This is a genomic window from Streptomyces sp. NPDC127114 (assembly GCF_042677525.1).
Classification (GTDB): Bacteria; Actinomycetota; Actinomycetes; order Streptomycetales; family Streptomycetaceae; genus Streptomyces.
This window is the reverse complement of record NZ_JBHXTJ010000036.1, coordinates 1-14,068: the sequence shown is the minus strand read 5'-3', so window position 1 is coordinate 14,068 and position 14,068 is coordinate 1. Positions and strand designations below refer to the sequence as shown.

Annotated in this window: 14 protein-coding genes; 9 read left to right on the top strand and 5 right to left on the bottom strand. The window is 71.3% G+C overall.

All coding sequences use genetic code 11. From position 1 onward, the window contains the following. Positions 1 to 11 precede the first annotated feature (11 nt). The 7 genes from ACFVGS_RS28520 to ACFVGS_RS28490 all read left to right on the top strand — a co-directional run bounded on the left by ACFVGS_RS28520 (position 12) and on the right by ACFVGS_RS28490 (position 6,893). Entirely contained in the window at positions 12 to 1,736 is a 1,725-nt protein-coding gene (locus ACFVGS_RS28520) for an ABC transporter ATP-binding protein (RefSeq protein ID WP_385694428.1), read from the top strand. Further along, positions 1,733 to 2,851, top strand: coding sequence for an ABC transporter permease (locus ACFVGS_RS28515; RefSeq protein WP_384417798.1), 1,119 nt, complete (start codon positions 1,733 to 1,735; stop codon positions 2,849 to 2,851). The genes ACFVGS_RS28520 and ACFVGS_RS28515 overlap by 4 nt, the downstream gene beginning before the upstream one ends. Beyond that, complete coding sequence (locus tag ACFVGS_RS28510; protein ID WP_385694426.1) at positions 2,848 to 4,113, top strand: ABC transporter permease; 1,266 nt, start codon at positions 2,848 to 2,850, stop codon at positions 4,111 to 4,113. The genes ACFVGS_RS28515 and ACFVGS_RS28510 overlap by 4 nt, the downstream gene beginning before the upstream one ends. Beyond that, a complete protein-coding gene (locus ACFVGS_RS28505) occupies positions 4,110 to 4,514 on the top strand; it encodes a cytidine deaminase (RefSeq protein ID WP_384417803.1) in 405 nt (134 codons plus the stop codon). Before ACFVGS_RS28510 ends, ACFVGS_RS28505 begins: the two co-directional genes overlap by 4 nt. An 83-nt stretch (positions 4,515 to 4,597) precedes the next feature. Next, a complete protein-coding gene (locus tag ACFVGS_RS28500) occupies positions 4,598 to 5,875 on the top strand; it encodes a thymidine phosphorylase (protein ID WP_385694424.1) in 1,278 nt (425 codons plus the stop codon). A 116-nt stretch (positions 5,876 to 5,991) separates the two neighbouring features. Further along, entirely contained in the window at positions 5,992 to 6,570 is a 579-nt protein-coding gene (locus ACFVGS_RS28495; protein WP_385694422.1) for a Uma2 family endonuclease, read from the top strand. 53 nt (positions 6,571 to 6,623) lie between these two features. Continuing rightward, a complete protein-coding gene (locus ACFVGS_RS28490; RefSeq protein WP_384417811.1) occupies positions 6,624 to 6,893 on the top strand; it encodes an STAS domain-containing protein in 270 nt (89 codons plus the stop codon). A gap of 15 nt (positions 6,894 to 6,908) precedes the next feature. Here the strand turns inward: ACFVGS_RS28490 and ACFVGS_RS28485 are convergent, their stop codons facing one another. The 3 genes from ACFVGS_RS28485 to ACFVGS_RS28475 all read right to left on the bottom strand — a co-directional run bounded on the left by ACFVGS_RS28485 (position 6,909) and on the right by ACFVGS_RS28475 (position 10,055). Then, on the bottom strand, positions 6,909 to 7,883 hold the full coding sequence (locus ACFVGS_RS28485) for a sigma-70 family RNA polymerase sigma factor (protein WP_384417815.1): 975 nt from the start codon (positions 7,881 to 7,883) through the stop codon (positions 6,909 to 6,911). Between the two features lie 112 nt (positions 7,884 to 7,995). Then, entirely contained in the window at positions 7,996 to 8,691 is a 696-nt protein-coding gene (locus ACFVGS_RS28480) for a L,D-transpeptidase (RefSeq protein WP_384417818.1), read from the bottom strand. Between the two features lie 65 nt (positions 8,692 to 8,756). Next, entirely contained in the window at positions 8,757 to 10,055 is a 1,299-nt protein-coding gene (locus ACFVGS_RS28475) for an MFS transporter (protein WP_384417822.1), read from the bottom strand. A 62-nt stretch (positions 10,056 to 10,117) separates the two neighbouring features. Between ACFVGS_RS28475 and ACFVGS_RS28470 the strand changes: the two genes are divergently transcribed. Next, positions 10,118 to 11,071, top strand: a complete 954-nt coding sequence (locus tag ACFVGS_RS28470) for a LysR family transcriptional regulator (protein ID WP_384417825.1) — start codon at positions 10,118 to 10,120, stop codon at positions 11,069 to 11,071. 21 nt (positions 11,072 to 11,092) lie between these two features. On the opposite strand, the gene ACFVGS_RS28465 is transcribed toward ACFVGS_RS28470, so the two are convergent. Together ACFVGS_RS28465 and ACFVGS_RS28460 are read right to left on the bottom strand one after the other, a co-directional pair. Continuing rightward, a complete protein-coding gene (locus ACFVGS_RS28465) occupies positions 11,093 to 11,866 on the bottom strand; it encodes an alpha/beta hydrolase (protein ID WP_385694417.1) in 774 nt (257 codons plus the stop codon). Between the two features lie 88 nt (positions 11,867 to 11,954). Next, positions 11,955 to 12,728, bottom strand: a complete 774-nt coding sequence (locus tag ACFVGS_RS28460; protein ID WP_385694414.1) for a GNAT family N-acetyltransferase — start codon at positions 12,726 to 12,728, stop codon at positions 11,955 to 11,957. 127 nt (positions 12,729 to 12,855) lie between these two features. On the opposite strand from ACFVGS_RS28460, the gene ACFVGS_RS28455 reads away from it, so the two are divergent. Further along, a complete protein-coding gene (locus ACFVGS_RS28455) occupies positions 12,856 to 14,010 on the top strand; it encodes an adenosine deaminase (RefSeq protein WP_384417834.1) in 1,155 nt (384 codons plus the stop codon). Positions 14,011 to 14,068 lie beyond the last annotated feature (58 nt).

Here is a 14,068-nt window from a genome sequence, read left to right as displayed (position 1 = left end):
TACGCGCGTAGATGTCCCACCGGCACGATAACTTCGCCCCGCCCTGCCCCTCCGCTCCGACTCCTTCCGGCCAAGGAGAGTGCGCCATCAACGCGTCCAGCCCCCCTGCCGTAGAACTCCACGGCATCACCAAGCGCTTCCCCGGCGTCGTCGCCAACAAGGACATCGCGATCACCGTTCGCAAGGGCACCGTGCACGCCCTCATCGGTGAGAACGGTGCCGGCAAGTCGACCCTGATGAAGATCCTCTACGGCATGCAGAAGCCGGACGAGGGCACCATCGCCATCGACGGCGAGCAGGTCTCCTTCTCCAGCCCCGGTGACGCCATCGCGCGCGGCATCGGCATGGTGCACCAGCACTTCATGCTCGCCGACAACCTCACCGTCCTGGAGAACGTCGTCCTCGGCGGCGAGAAGCTCTACGGCATCGGTGCCAAGGCCCGCAGGAAGATCCAGGAGATCTCCGACGCGTACGGCCTCGGCGTCCGCCCCGACGCGCTCGTCGAGGACCTCGGCGTCGCCGACCGGCAGCGCGTGGAGATCCTCAAGGTCCTCTACCGCGGCGCCAAGATCCTCATCCTCGACGAGCCGACCGCCGTGCTCGTCCCGCAGGAGGTCGACGCGCTCTTCGACAACCTGCGCGAGCTCAAGTCCGAGGGCCTGACCGTCATCTTCATCTCGCACAAGCTGGGCGAGGTCCTGAAGGTCGCCGACGACATCACCGTCATCCGCCGCGGCACCACGGTCGGCACCGCCGACCCGAAGACCGCCACCACCAAGCAGCTCGCCGAGCTGATGGTCGGCACCGAGCTGCCGTCGCCGGAGACCCGCGAGTCGACGGTCACGGACGTCCCGATGCTCCAGGTCAAGGGCCTCACCCTGACCGAGGCCGGCGCCGCCGCCGCAGCGCCGCTGACCACCGCCGCCCCGCCGGACCCGTCCGGCGCGGTCGCCCTCCAGGAGGTCGGCGCGGGCCGCAAGCTCCTCGACGACATCTCGCTCACCATCCACAAGGGCGAGATCCTGGGCATCGCCGGTGTCGAGGGCAACGGCCAGACCGAGCTCATCGAGGCCCTCATGGGCATGAACGCCCCCGACGCGGGCGTCATCACCCTCGACGGCACCGACATCACCAAGGTCTCGGTGCGCAAGCGCCGCGAGGGCGGCATCGGCTACATCCCCGAGGACCGCCACCGCCACGGCCTGCTCCTCGAGGCCCCGCTCTGGGAGAACCGCATCCTCGGCCACGTCACCGAGGCGCCCAACTCCAAGCGCGGTGTCCTCGACCCGAAGGCCGCCCGCAAGGACACCGAGCGGATCGTGCGCGAGTACGACGTGCGCACGCCCGGCATCGACGTCACCGCGGCCTCGCTCTCCGGCGGCAACCAGCAGAAGCTGATCGTCGGCCGCGAGATGAGCCACGCCCCCAAGTTCCTGATCGCCGCCCACCCCACCCGCGGAGTGGACGTCGGCGCGCAGGCGCAGATCTGGGACGCGATCCGCGACGCCCGCCGCGAGGGCCTCGCGGTGCTGCTGATCTCCGCCGACCTCGACGAGCTGATCGGCCTGTCCGACACCCTCAAGGTCATGTACCGCGGCCGGCTCGTCGCGGACGCCGACCCCGCCACCATCACGCCCGAGCAGCTGGGCTCCGCCATGACCGGCGCGGCCACCGGCCACCTCGAAGGCACCGACGCGCCCTCCGCAGAGCACCCCGAAGACGGTGACGCCCGATGATGAAATTCGACAAGGACAAGCTGATCATCGGGGCCGCGGGCCCGGTGCTCGCGCTGGTCTCCTCGTTCGTGCTCACCGTGCTGGTGCTGCTCGCCACGGGTCTGGACCCGATCGAGCCGATCCGGATCATGATCGACCAGGCCGGCTTCGCCGACATCCAGGTCCTGATCGTCAACCAGACCGGGATCTACTACCTGGCGGCCCTGGCCGTGGCCATCGGCTTCCGGATGAACCTCTTCAACATCGGTGTCGACGGCCAGTACCGGCTCGCCGCGATGGTGTCCGCCCTGGTCGGCGCGTCCATCGAGCTGCCGGGTCCGCTGCACATCCTGGTGATCGTGCTGGTCGCGATGTTCACCGGTGCCTTCTGGTCGGGCATCGCCGGCATCCTCAAGACCACCCGCGGTGTCTCCGAGGTCGTCTCGACGATCATGCTCAACGCCATCGCGACCTCGCTGGTGGCCTGGCTGATCCTGCCGAAGAACTTCGGCGTCCAGCCCGAGGGCTCCAACAACCTCACCACCGGTGAGATCTCCGAGTCCGGCTGGTTCCCCGGCATCGACATGGGCGAGGGCAACGGCGTCATCTACGGCTTCACCTTCGTGGCGCTCGCGCTCGGTGTCGTCTACTGGTTCGTCCTCAACCGCACCCGCTTCGGCTTCGACCTGCGCGCCACCGGCGCCAGCGAGTCCGCGGCCCAGGCCAGCGGCGTCGACGCCAAGAAGATGATCCTCACCTCGATGCTGCTCTCCGGCGCCCTCGCCGGTCTGTCCGGCATGCCGACCCTGCTCGGCGAGACCCACACGTACAGCCTCGACTTCCCCGTGGGTGTCGGCTTCACCGCGATCACCATCGCGCTGCTCGGCCGCAACCACCCGGTCGGCATCTTCTTCGCCGCCCTGCTCTTCGCCTTCCTGGAGAAGGCCTCGTCGTCGCTCGACGTGGAGGGCTACCCGAAGGAGATCACCAAGATCATGCAGGGCATCATCGTGATCGCCGTGGTCGTCTCCTACGAACTCGTCCGCCGTTACGGCCTCCGCCGCCAGCAGCAGAAGGTCGGCGAGGAACTCGCCGCCGGCGGCGCCCTCAAGACCGACAAGGAGGTTGCGGCATGAGCACGGGCACCGTCACCAAGCCGAGCGCCGCGCCCAACAAGGCGGGCGGCCGCCGCAAGCTCACCTGGCCCTGGATCCTGCTGATCGTCGCGGCCGGCCTCGTCCTCTTCTCGATGGTCCGTGCCATCTCCGGCGCCAACGACCTCACCTCGGTCGGCCAGGTCTCCGGCGCCCTGCAGCTCGCGGTGCCGATCGGTCTCGCCGGTCTCGGCGGTCTGTGGGCCGAGCGCGCGGGCGTCGTCAACATCGGTCTCGAGGGCATGATGGTCCTCGGCACCTGGTTCGGCGCCTGGGCCGGCTACCAGTGGGGCCCGTGGACGGGTGTCGTCGTCGGTCTGCTCGGCGGTGCGCTGGGCGGTCTGCTGCACGCGGTCATCACCGTCACGTTCAACGTGAACCACATCGTCTCCGGTGTCGCGATCAACATCCTCGCGGTGGGCTTCACCCAGTACCTGTCGAACTTCACCTTCGCCGAGGCCGAGGGCGGCTCCTCCAAGCAGTCCCCGCGCATCGACCAGATCACCCAGATCACCATCCCGGGGCTCTCGGACTGGCTGGCCGACCTCCAGGCCAAGCACTGGTTCCTGATCTCGGACGTGGCGGGCATCCTCGGCGGTCTGGTCACCAACCTGTCGCTGCTGACCGTCGTCGCCGTCCTGCTCGTCCCGGTCACCTGGTGGGTGCTGTGGCGTACGGCCTTCGGCCTGCGGCTGCGTTCCTGCGGTGAGAACCCGGTCGCCGCCGAGTCGCTGGGCGTCAACGTCTACAAGTACAAGTACATCGCCGTGGCGGTGTCCGGTGCCCTCGCGGGCCTCGGCGGCGCGTTCCTCGCGATCGTCTCCACCGGCATCTACCAGGAGGGCCAGACCGGCGGCCGCGGTTACATCGGTCTCGCCGCGATGATCTTCGGCAACTGGATGCCGGGCGGCATGGCGATGGGCGCCGGCCTGTTCGGCTTCACCGACAGCCTCAAGCTGCGCGGTGGCGCCGAGAACGTCCACGCGCTGCTGCTGCTCGTCGCGGTCCTCCTCGTGATCGCCGCCCTGTGGCAGCTGTACAAGAAGAAGTACGTGGCCGCGGTGCTCGCCGCCTTCTTCTCGGCCGGCTTCTTCCTCTGGTACGCGCTCACCGACGAGGTCCCGAGCCAGTTCGTGGACGCCGCCCCGTACGTCACCACGCTGCTCGTGCTCGCCCTGTCGGCGCAGCGGCTGCGGATGCCGAAGGCGGACGGTCTGCCGTACCGGAAGGGCCAGGGCAAGTGACCCGGGCCGGATCCGAGCCGGACTGGGAGCTGCTGCGTACGACGGCGCGCGAGGCGATGTCGCACGCCTACGCCCCGTACTCGAAGTACCCGGTCGGCGCGGCGGCCCTCGTCGACGACGGGCGGGTGGTCTCCGGCTGCAACGTGGAGAACGCCTCGTTCGGCCTCGGCCTGTGCGCCGAGTGCGGCCTCGTCTCGCAGCTCCAGGCGACCGGCGGCGGGCGCCTCACACACTTCGTGTGCGTGGACGGCAGCGGCGGCCCGCTGGTGCCGTGCGGCCGCTGCCGGCAGCTCCTGTACGAGTTCGGCGGCCCCGAACTCGTCCTGGAGACGCCCGCCGGGTTCACCACCCTGGCGGAGATGCTTCCGCAGGCCTTCGGCCCGGACCACCTCGCCCAGTAGCACCTCCGAGCGGCCCTTCCGGCACGATGGGAAGGGCCGCTCCTCCTTTCCCCCTCTATGCGCGTAGAAAGAGGCACCATCACATGGACGTCATCTCCGTCATCCGCACCAAGCGGGACAAGGGCGAGCTGAGCCCCGAGCAGATCGACTGGGTCATCGACGCCTACACCCGCGGTGTGGTCGCCGACGAGCAGATGTCCGCGCTGGCCATGGCGATCCTGCTGAACGACATGAACCGCGAGGAGATCGCCCGCTGGACGGCCGCGATGATCGCGAGCGGCGAGCGCATGAACTTCGACTCGCTCTCCCGCCCGACCGCCGACAAGCACTCCACCGGCGGCGTCGGTGACAAGATCACCCTGCCGCTCGCCCCGCTGGTCGCCGCGTGCGGCGCGGCCGTCCCGCAGCTCTCGGGCCGCGGTCTCGGCCACACCGGCGGCACCCTCGACAAGCTGGAGTCCATCCCGGGCTGGCGGGCGCTGCTCTCCAACGAGGAGATGCTGCACGTCCTCGACACGACCGGCGCTGTCATCTGCGCGGCGGGCGACGGCCTGGCCCCGGCGGACAAGAAGCTCTACGCGCTCCGCGACGTGACGGGCACGGTCGAGGCCATCCCGCTGATCGCTTCCTCGATCATGTCCAAGAAGATCGCCGAGGGCACCGGCTCCCTCGTCCTCGACGTCAAGGTCGGCACCGGCGCCTTCATGAAGAACATCGAGGACGCCCGCGAGCTGGCCTCCACGATGGTCGCGCTCGGCACGGACAGCGGCGTGAAGACGGTGGCCCTGCTCACCGACATGTCGACCCCGCTCGGCCTCACGGCGGGCAACGCGCTCGAGGTCCGCGAGTCGGTCGAGGTCCTGGCGGGCGGCGGCCCGGCGGACGTCGTCGAGCTCACGGTGGCCCTCGCCAAGGAGATGCTGAGCGCGGCCGGCATCAAGGACGCCGACCCGGCGAAGGCCCTCGCCGACGGCTCCGCGATGGACGTGTGGCGCCGCATGATCGCCGCGCAGGGCGGCGACCCGGACGCGCCCCTCCCGGTCGCCCGCGAGCAGCACGTCGTGACGGCCCCGGCCTCCGGCGTCCTCACCCGCCTCGACGCCTACGACATCGGCATCGCCGCCTGGCGCCTCGGCGCCGGCCGCGCCCGCAAGGAGGACCCGGTGCAGGCCGGCGCGGGCGTCGAACTCCACGCGAAGCCCGGCGACACGGTGACGGCGGGCCAGCCGCTCCTCACCCTGCACACGGACACGCCGGAGAAGTTCGACTACGCCCTGAAGTCCCTGGAGGGCGCCTGGGACATCGCGGCGCCGGGCACGGCGTTCACCCCGAACCCGATCGTCCTGGACCGCATCGCGTGACGTCCTGATCGCGGCTGACATATGCCAGCGACACCTTCGGGTGAACGGGGTCGATGGACGTCCATCGGCCCCGTTCGGCATGCTGGGATCGGTGACGACCGACTGAGGAGCACACCATGAGCGCACTCGCCGCCGAGGCCGGCCAGGGCTGGGACGATGTCGTCCGCCTCTGGCACGAGATGGACTGGCCCGAGGGCTGCAAGGTGGAGATCATCGAGGGGATCATCACCGTGGCGCCGTCACCCGCCAACCAGCACAACAGCATCGCCGAAATGATCCAGCGCAGGCTGTACCAGGTGATCCCCGAGGATTGGGGCGTCTACCAAACCCAAGCCGTAGCTGTCCCGGCCCGTTCGGGCATGTACATCCCGGACCTCCTGGTGGCGCCCAAGGCAGCCCTGCGCGGACCGGGCCACTACATCCCGGCGCCGATGGCCGAGCTCGTCGTCGAGATCACCTCGCAGTCCAACGCGAACCATGACCGCATCGCCAAGTGTGCCGGATATGCGACAGCGGGAGTCCCGCTCTACCTCCTGGTGGACCGGTGGGCTGCGGGCGGCCCGACGGTGACGCTCTACGGGGAGCCGTCGGACTCTGTCTACCGGGTGCTCCGCGCCGCGAAGTTCGGCGACCAGATGCACCTACCCTTCCCCTTCGACCTCACCCTCGACACCGACGAGTTCCTCCTCGGCTGAGAGCTGATTTCCCACCCGCGATGAGTTCCGGGCGCGGCGGCGGTCCACCACGTGTGGACACCTCACGCCCTCTTGAACTGCGGCTCTCCGGGCCGCCCGCGCCCACCGACGTCGGGCGGCTCTGCGCGCTGCTCGACGCCGCCGAGCCGACCGTCGTGGTCTGCGACATCGGCGGCCTGGAGCCCCCCGGGCTCGCCGGCGTCGACGCCCTCGCGCGGCTGCGGCTGACCGCACGGCGGCGCGGGCACCGTCTGGTGTTCACGGGCGCCGGGCCCGAGCTGCGCGAGACGCTCGACCTCTTCGGGCTCGGGGAGCTGCTGTGAGCACCCCCGAGGAGGTCAGGCCTCCAGTCGCTCCGGCAGGTCGAACAGCGGGAACCAGCGCTTGGTGTCCAGGAAGAAGTCCATCCCGCCGATCTTCCCGTCGTTCACCTGGAGCACGATCAGCGCCCACGGCGCGTACCCGCCCTCCGGGTCCGGGTGGTAGTGCGCGAAGGCCGGCTGGCCGTTCGCCACGGTCGGCACCAGCTTCGAGCCGCGGCACACCTCGCCGACGCCCAGCATCCAGCCCACGATGTCCTCGTGGCCGCGCAGCCACAGGTCGTACGGCGGCATGGACATCGTCGCGTCCTCGTGGAGGAGCGCGGTGAGGGCCTGCATGTCGTAGCCCTCGAAGGCCGCCACGTAGCGGTCGAGCAGGGCCTTCTGCTCCTCGTCCAGGGGGTCCGCCGCGTCGGACGCGGCCGGGGCCTGCTCGGCGATGGTGGCCCGGGCGCGCTGCAGCGCGCTGTTGACCGAGGCGACGGTCAGGCCGAGCAGCTCGGCCACCTCGGCCGCCTTCCACGCGAGCACCTCGCGCAGGATCAGCACCGCCCGCTGCTTCGGCGGCAGGTGCTGGAGGGCCGCCACGAAGGCCAGCCGCACCGTCTCGCGCGAGACGGCCGTCTCCGCCGGGTCCGCCACCGACGGCAGCACCCGCCCGTCCGGCACCGGCTCCAGCCAGGTGACCTCGGGGCGCTCGTTGAGCCGGGCCTGGGCGACCGGCGTCGGATCCGTCAGGTCCATCGGACGGGCCCGCCGGTTGCCCGCGTTGAGCGAGTCCAGGCACACGTTGGTGGCGATGCGGTAGAGCCAGGACCGCAGGGACGAGCGGCCCTCGAAGGAGTCGAGGGAGCGCCAGGCGCGCACCATGGTGTCCTGCACGGCGTCCTCCGCCTCGAAGGCGGAGCCCAGCATCCGGTAGCAGTAACCGGTCAGCTCCGTGCGGTACTTCTCCAGGTCGTCCGACTTCAGGTCCTCGGCCGTCCGTGCCATCGCGTCCACCCCGCTCGCCCCTCACCGGCGCCCGTTCGCACCGATGAGGGGAAGCTACCGCAGGGCACCGACAACCGGGGCCGACTCCGGTCAGTCGCCCCGGTTCCGCCGGTCAGGTTCCCGGCTTGCGCCCGTAGACGTACACGTCGTCGCCGTTGCGGAGCAGGTTCCAGTACGCCTTGGCGTCCTTCTGCGTCATGTTGACGCAGCCGGCCGAACCCGGCGGGTTCCACATCGACTTGGTGACCGAGTGGAAGGCCTGGCCGCCGTCGAAGAACTGCGCGTACGGCATCGACACGTGGTAGAGCGTCGACCAGTGGTTGATGTTGCGCCAGTAGATCTTCTTGGCGCCCGTACGCGTCTCCGAGCCGTCCCGGCCCGTACGCACCGGCACCGGGCCGTACTTGAGCCTGGCGCCGTCCTGGATCCAGCTGAGCTGCCGGGTCAGGTCGACACAGGCGATCCGGCCCTTGTTGGTCGGGCACTTCCCCGCCTTGTTGGGGTTGGTCCCCGCCGCCTTCTGCGCCAGCATCGTCGACATGGTCCGCCAGGTCACCGGCCCCGCGTACCCCGCCGACGGGGTGATCCCGTGCTTGACCTGGAAGGCCTGGGTGGCCTTGCAGTCGGCGAGCGACTGCTTCCCGTCGACCGGCCGGCCGAGGAACTTCTCCACCTGCTTCTGGTACGGGCCGGTCGTGACGTTGCACGACGCCGCCTGGGCCGGGGCGGCGGTGAGCGCCACCGTCATGGGTACCACCAGAGACGTGACGGCGAGCCCGATGCCCGCGCGTCTGCGTATCCCGTTCATGATCGTCAACTCCCCCTAGAGTCCTGACCCGTTTGACGCTCGGGGGAGCCCGACAGTTGCAGTCCTCAGACGGCCGTGGCGACTTCGTGACCGAGCGCCTTCACCCGCCGGGCCTCGACCCGGGCGCTGTGCGTCCCGTACAGGGTGATCGACACGACGCCGAGCACCGCCACCAGGCCGATCAGCACCGTCCCGGCCCAGCCGCCGGCGTGGAAGGCGACCGCGCCGAGCGTGCCGCCCGCGCTGCTGCCCAGGTAGTACGCCGACTGGTAGAGCGCCGATGCCTGCGCCCGGCCCGTCCGCGCCGTGCGGCTCACCGAGGAGGACGCCACCGCGTGCCCCGCGAAGAAGCCCGCGGTGATCAGCACCAGGCCCGCGAGGACGGCGGGCAGCGCGTCCGCGAGGGAGAGCAGCAGACCGGCCGCGGTCGTGGAGACCGCGAGGTAGAGCGCGCCGCGCCGGCCGAGCCGGCCGACCAGTTTGCCGGCCGCCGCCGAGGAGACCGTACCGACCAGGTAGACGAGGAAGATCGAGCCGACCACGCCCTGCGGCAGCGAGAACGGGGCCTCGGCCAGGCGGTAGCCGATCACCGTGTACACGGCGCCGAACACCGTCATGAACAGCGCGCCGATCGCGTACAGGCGCAGCAGCAGCGGATCGGCGAGGTGCCCGCGCACGGTCCGCGCCAGCGCCGCCGGGTTCAGCGTGCCGGGGGTGAAGTGCCGCGCCTTCGGCAGCAGCGCCCGGAAGACGAGCGCGCACACCGCGGCCATCAGGCCGACCGCCGCCAGACCCGCCCGCCAGCCCCACAGCTGCGCCACCCAGCCGGTGACGATCCGGCCGCTCATGCCGCCGATGGAGTTGCCCGCGACGAACAGGCCGATCGCCGCGATCAGCGCCCTCGGCCGCACCTCCTCGGCCAGGAAGGCCATCGCCGAGGCCGGCACGCCGGCCAGTGCCGCGCCCTGCACCGCGCGCAGCGCGACCAGGGTCTCCAGGTTCGGGGCGAGCGGCACGAGCAGACCCACGGCCACGGCGACCGCGAGCGAGACCGTCATCGTCGAGCGGCGCCCGAAGCGCTCGGAGAGCGCGCTCAGCGGGAGGACGCACAGGGCCAGCGCGCCGGTCGCGGCGGAGACCGTCCAGGAGGCGGCCGACGCGCTCGCGCCGAACTCGGCCGAGACGGCGGGGAGAAGGGCCTGGGTGGAGTAGAGGAGGGCGAAGGCGGCCACTCCGGCGGCGAAGAGCGCGAGGCTCATCCGGCGGTAGCCGGGGCGGCCGGGGGAGAGGCGGGTGTCGGCGGAGTCATGACCGGTGTCGGCGACCGCGCGGGTGGCGGCCGCCTTGGTACTGGCGGAAGGCATGCCTCGAACGTAGGACGGTCCGCTTCATGCGTCCAATGCACGGAACTGCTGTAATCGTTCCCATGGTGCATGAGTACAGGTCACAGCCTCGGCTGTCACCGAACAGTAACGAAGAAGACATGGGACTGCTGCTCGCGCCGCGGCTCGCGTACTTCGCCGCCGTCGCCCGGCACGAGCACGTGACCCGGGCCGCGGCCGAGATGGGCGTCCCGCAGTCGACGCTGTCGCGGGCCATGGTCAGGCTGGAGGAGGACCTCGGCGTCGCCCTGTTCGCCCGGCGCGGCCGCACGGTCGCGCTCACCCCGGCCGGCCGCCGCTTCCTCTCCGCCGCGGAGCGGGCCCTCGCCGAGGTCGAGCGGGCCGCCGACACGGTACGGGCGGACGCCGATCCCGCCGCCGGCCGGGTCGCCTTCGGCTTCCTCCACACCATGGGCTCCGAGACCGTGCCGGGGCTGATCCGCGCCTTCCGCGTCGACCACCCGAAGGTCCGCTTCACCCTGGTCCAGAACTACGGCGAGGCGATGATCGAACGGCTCAGGGCCGGCGAGCTCGACCTGTGCCTCACCTCGCCCGTGCCGGACGCTCCCGACCTGGTCGGCCGCCGCCTCGACGAACAGCGGCTGCGGCTCGTCGTGCCCGACGACCACCGGCTCGCCACCCGCAAGCGGATCCGCCTCGCGGAGGCCGCCGACGAGACCTTCGTGACCCTGGAACCGGGCTACGGGCTGCGCCGCATCACCGACGACCTGTGCGCGCAGGCGGGCTTCACGCCGCGCATCGCCTTCGAGGGCGAGGAGGCGGAGACGCTGCGCGGCCTGGTCGCCGCGGGCCTCGGCGTCGCCCTGCTGCCGCCGCCGGCCGTCGCCCGCCCCGGCGTCGTCGAGCTCGGCGTGACCTCGCCGCGCGCGGTCCGGGAGATCGGCGTGACCTGGCTTGACGGCCATCCGGACACCCCGCCGGTGGCCGCGTTCAAGAAGTTCCTGCTGAGCAAGCGGGGCAGCCTGCTGCCCGAGTGACGGGCCGGCCGCGCGGGGCCGTCAGCCGAACGACCGCCCGAACCCGGCCGCCAGCGGCATCCGGAGTCCCAGCGGCGGGGGCGCGGCCATCGCGTCCGCGAGCGGACGGCTCTGCGGGCGGGCGAAGAGCGCGGACAGCACGAAGTCGGCGGCCAGGGCGTGGACTTCCTCGCGGTACTGCCGCAGCGCGTGCCCGTCCGCGTGGACCTCGAAGCGGCAGGTGTCCCGGTTGGACTTCTTGGCCCGCTCGGCGAACCGGTAGCTCAACTCGGGGTCGGTACGCGCGTCGTTCGTGCCGTGCACGATCAGCACCCGCCGTCCCACGAGCTGCCGCACCGGCTCCGGCTCGGCCGCCCGGTCGTCCTCCGGCAGCCACGGGGCGAGCGCCAGGACCGCCGTCACCGCCGTGTGCCCGCCGGCCGCCAGGGCGGCCCGGGCGCCCATCCCGCGCCCGACGAGGCAGACCGGCACGTCGCCGTAGCGCCGCACCGCCTCCGAGACCGCCCACCGGGCGTCGGCCGCCAGCTGCGCGTCCGTCCCGTTCCAGCCCCGCCCCCGGTACCGCACCACGTGCGACACGAGCCCGTCGGCCCGCCCCGCACGCACCAGCCGCCGTCCCAGCGGCAGGACCGCGGCGTGGGCCCGTACGGAGTGCCGCCGCCCGGACGCGACCTCGCCGTCCGGGAGCAGCAGCACCACCCCGCCCGCTTCGGTGACCGCTGTCGTCGCCGCGACGGGCCGGCCGAGGCGGGGTGTCCGGGAGCCGGCCGTTCCCACGAGTGCGTTGTGCGCCATGGCAGAACAGTCTCAGAAGCCGAGGTGTACGCGAGTGGTACGCGCGGTCTCTGTTACGTATCGTCCGCTGGCCGAACGCCCGTACGCCTCAGGGCCGTTCGAAGCAGTGCACGCTGCCCACCGGGACGAAGCCGCGGCGCGCGTACCAGTGGCGCGGCCAGTCCGTGGCGAGGGCCGTCAGGAAGACGGTCGTGCAGCCGGCGGCGTCGGCCATGCGCAGGGCGGTGTCCAGGACGACACCGGCGTGGCCCTGGCGCAGGTGGGTCTCGGCCGTCACCAGGTCCTCGATCTGGGCCGTCCCCGAGGCCGCGTCGATGTACAGATCGGCCCAGGACGCCACCTCGCCGAACTCGTCGTGCGAGGCGAGGAAGCGGACGTCGTCGGCGCCCCGGCGCCGGGCCGCGCGGCGCTCGACCAGGTCGCTGATGACGTCGTCCCCGACGTCCGGAAGGAAGCGCCGCTGGCTCTCGGTCAGCGGGCCGCGCAGGGCGGGCAGGTCGACCTCGCGCGCCCCGCCGAGCTCCGGTACGGGGCCGGTGTGGACCATCAGGAGGACCTCGGAGCACTCGTACCCGGCCCGGGCCAGCGGCCCGGCGCAGACCTCGGCGACCGCCGTGTCGGGGATGTACACGGTGCGGTGCGAGAGATGGGCCATCAGCTCGTCGACCCGGCCCGGCAGGGCGTCGGGATCGGTCCGCCCGTCCACCAGGACGTGGTTGTTGCCGTGGGAGAGCGCGTACGTGTCGTCGAGCGCGGCGAACCCGCCGGGGAAGTCGACGGTCCGCTCGGCCTGCCGGCGCGTGAAGGCGGACAGGAAGCCGATGATCCGGCGCAGTTCGGAGTCGCTGGTGGCCGTGGTCATACCGGCAGGCTAGGGCTCCGCGGAGGTGCCCGCACCCAGGTTTCGGGTCGCACCCGCCCGGAAATCCGGCCTAAGGATGCGGCGCAGAAGAGGCGCGCTCTACGCGCGTAGGCGCTAGAGTGCGGCAATGACGAGCCAGATCCCCAGCACCCCCTCGGCGGATCAGATCCGCCGCGCCCCGAAGGTCCTGCTGCACGACCACCTCGACGGCGGCCTGCGCCCCGGCACGATCATCGAACTCGCCCGGGCCCAGGGCTACGGCAGCCTTCCCGAGACCGAGCCGGACAAGCTCGGCATCTGGTTCCGGGAGGCTGCCGACTCCGGCTCCCTGGAGCGCTATCTGGAGACCTTCGCGCACACCTGCGCCGTCATGCAGACCCGCGAGGCCCTGGTCCGGGTCGCCGCCGAGTGCGCCGTCGACCTCGCCGAGGACGGCGTCGTCTACGCGGAGGTCCGCTACGCACCCGAGCAGCACCTGGAGGGCGGTCTCAGCCTCGAAGAGGTCGTCGAGGCGGTCAACGAGGGCTTCCGCGAGGGCGAGCGCCAGGCCAGGGCCAACGGCCACCGGATCCGGGTGGGTGCGCTGCTCACCGCGATGCGGCACGCGGCCCGGGCCCTGGAGATCGCCGAACTGGCCAACCGCTACCGGGACTCCGGCGTCGTCGGCTTCGACATCGCGGGCGCCGAGGCCGGCTTCCCGCCCACCCGGCACCTCGACGCCTTCGAGTACCTGAAGCGCGAGAACAACCACTTCACGATCCACGCGGGCGAGGCCTTCGGCCTGCCCTCGATCTGGCAGGCCCTGCAGTGGTGCGGCGCCGACCGGCTCGGCCACGGCGTGCGGATCATCGACGACATCGAGGTCGCCGACGACGGTACGGTCAGCCTCGGCAGGCTCGCCGCGTACGTGCGCGACAAGCGCATCCCGCTGGAGATGTGCCCCACCTCCAACCTGCAGACCGGCGCCGCCGAGTCGTACAAGGAGCACCCCATCGGGCTGCTGCGCAAGCTGCACTTCCGCGCGACGGTCAACACGGACAACCGGCTCATGAGCGGCACCAGCATGAGCCGCGAATTCGAATTCCTGGTCGAGGCATTCGGTTACACGCTCGACGACATGCAGTGGTTCACGGTCAATGCGATGAAATCAGCGTTCATTCCTTTCGATGAACGACTCGCGATGATCAATGACGTCATCAAGCCCGGTTATGCCGAGCTGAAATCCGAATGGCTGTTCCAGCAGACCGCCACGACCAGCGAGTCTTCCCGCCAGTCGGACTGATCACCCGCCCTCGGGACGGGACGGACGGCGGCCGGGCGCACCACGCCCCGGACCCCTA

Coding starts and splice junctions, on each gene's coding strand:
- ACFVGS_RS28520 (WP_385694428.1), top strand. CDS start 12: ATGTCCCACCGGCACGATAACTTCGCCCCGCCCTGCCCCTCCGCTCCG.
- ACFVGS_RS28515 (WP_384417798.1), top strand. CDS start 1,733: ATGATGAAATTCGACAAGGACAAGCTGATCATCGGGGCCGCGGGCCCG.
- ACFVGS_RS28510 (WP_385694426.1), top strand. CDS start 2,848: ATGAGCACGGGCACCGTCACCAAGCCGAGCGCCGCGCCCAACAAGGCG.
- ACFVGS_RS28500 (WP_385694424.1), top strand. CDS start 4,598: ATGGACGTCATCTCCGTCATCCGCACCAAGCGGGACAAGGGCGAGCTG.
- ACFVGS_RS28495 (WP_385694422.1), top strand. CDS start 5,992: ATGAGCGCACTCGCCGCCGAGGCCGGCCAGGGCTGGGACGATGTCGTC.
- ACFVGS_RS28485 (WP_384417815.1), bottom strand. CDS start 7,883: ATGGCACGGACGGCCGAGGACCTGAAGTCGGACGACCTGGAGAAGTAC.
- ACFVGS_RS28480 (WP_384417818.1), bottom strand. CDS start 8,691: ATGAACGGGATACGCAGACGCGCGGGCATCGGGCTCGCCGTCACGTCT.
- ACFVGS_RS28475 (WP_384417822.1), bottom strand. CDS start 10,055: ATGCCTTCCGCCAGTACCAAGGCGGCCGCCACCCGCGCGGTCGCCGAC.
- ACFVGS_RS28470 (WP_384417825.1), top strand. CDS start 10,118: ATGGTGCATGAGTACAGGTCACAGCCTCGGCTGTCACCGAACAGTAAC.
- ACFVGS_RS28465 (WP_385694417.1), bottom strand. CDS start 11,866: ATGGCGCACAACGCACTCGTGGGAACGGCCGGCTCCCGGACACCCCGC.
- ACFVGS_RS28460 (WP_385694414.1), bottom strand. CDS start 12,728: ATGACCACGGCCACCAGCGACTCCGAACTGCGCCGGATCATCGGCTTC.
- ACFVGS_RS28455 (WP_384417834.1), top strand. CDS start 12,856: ATGACGAGCCAGATCCCCAGCACCCCCTCGGCGGATCAGATCCGCCGC.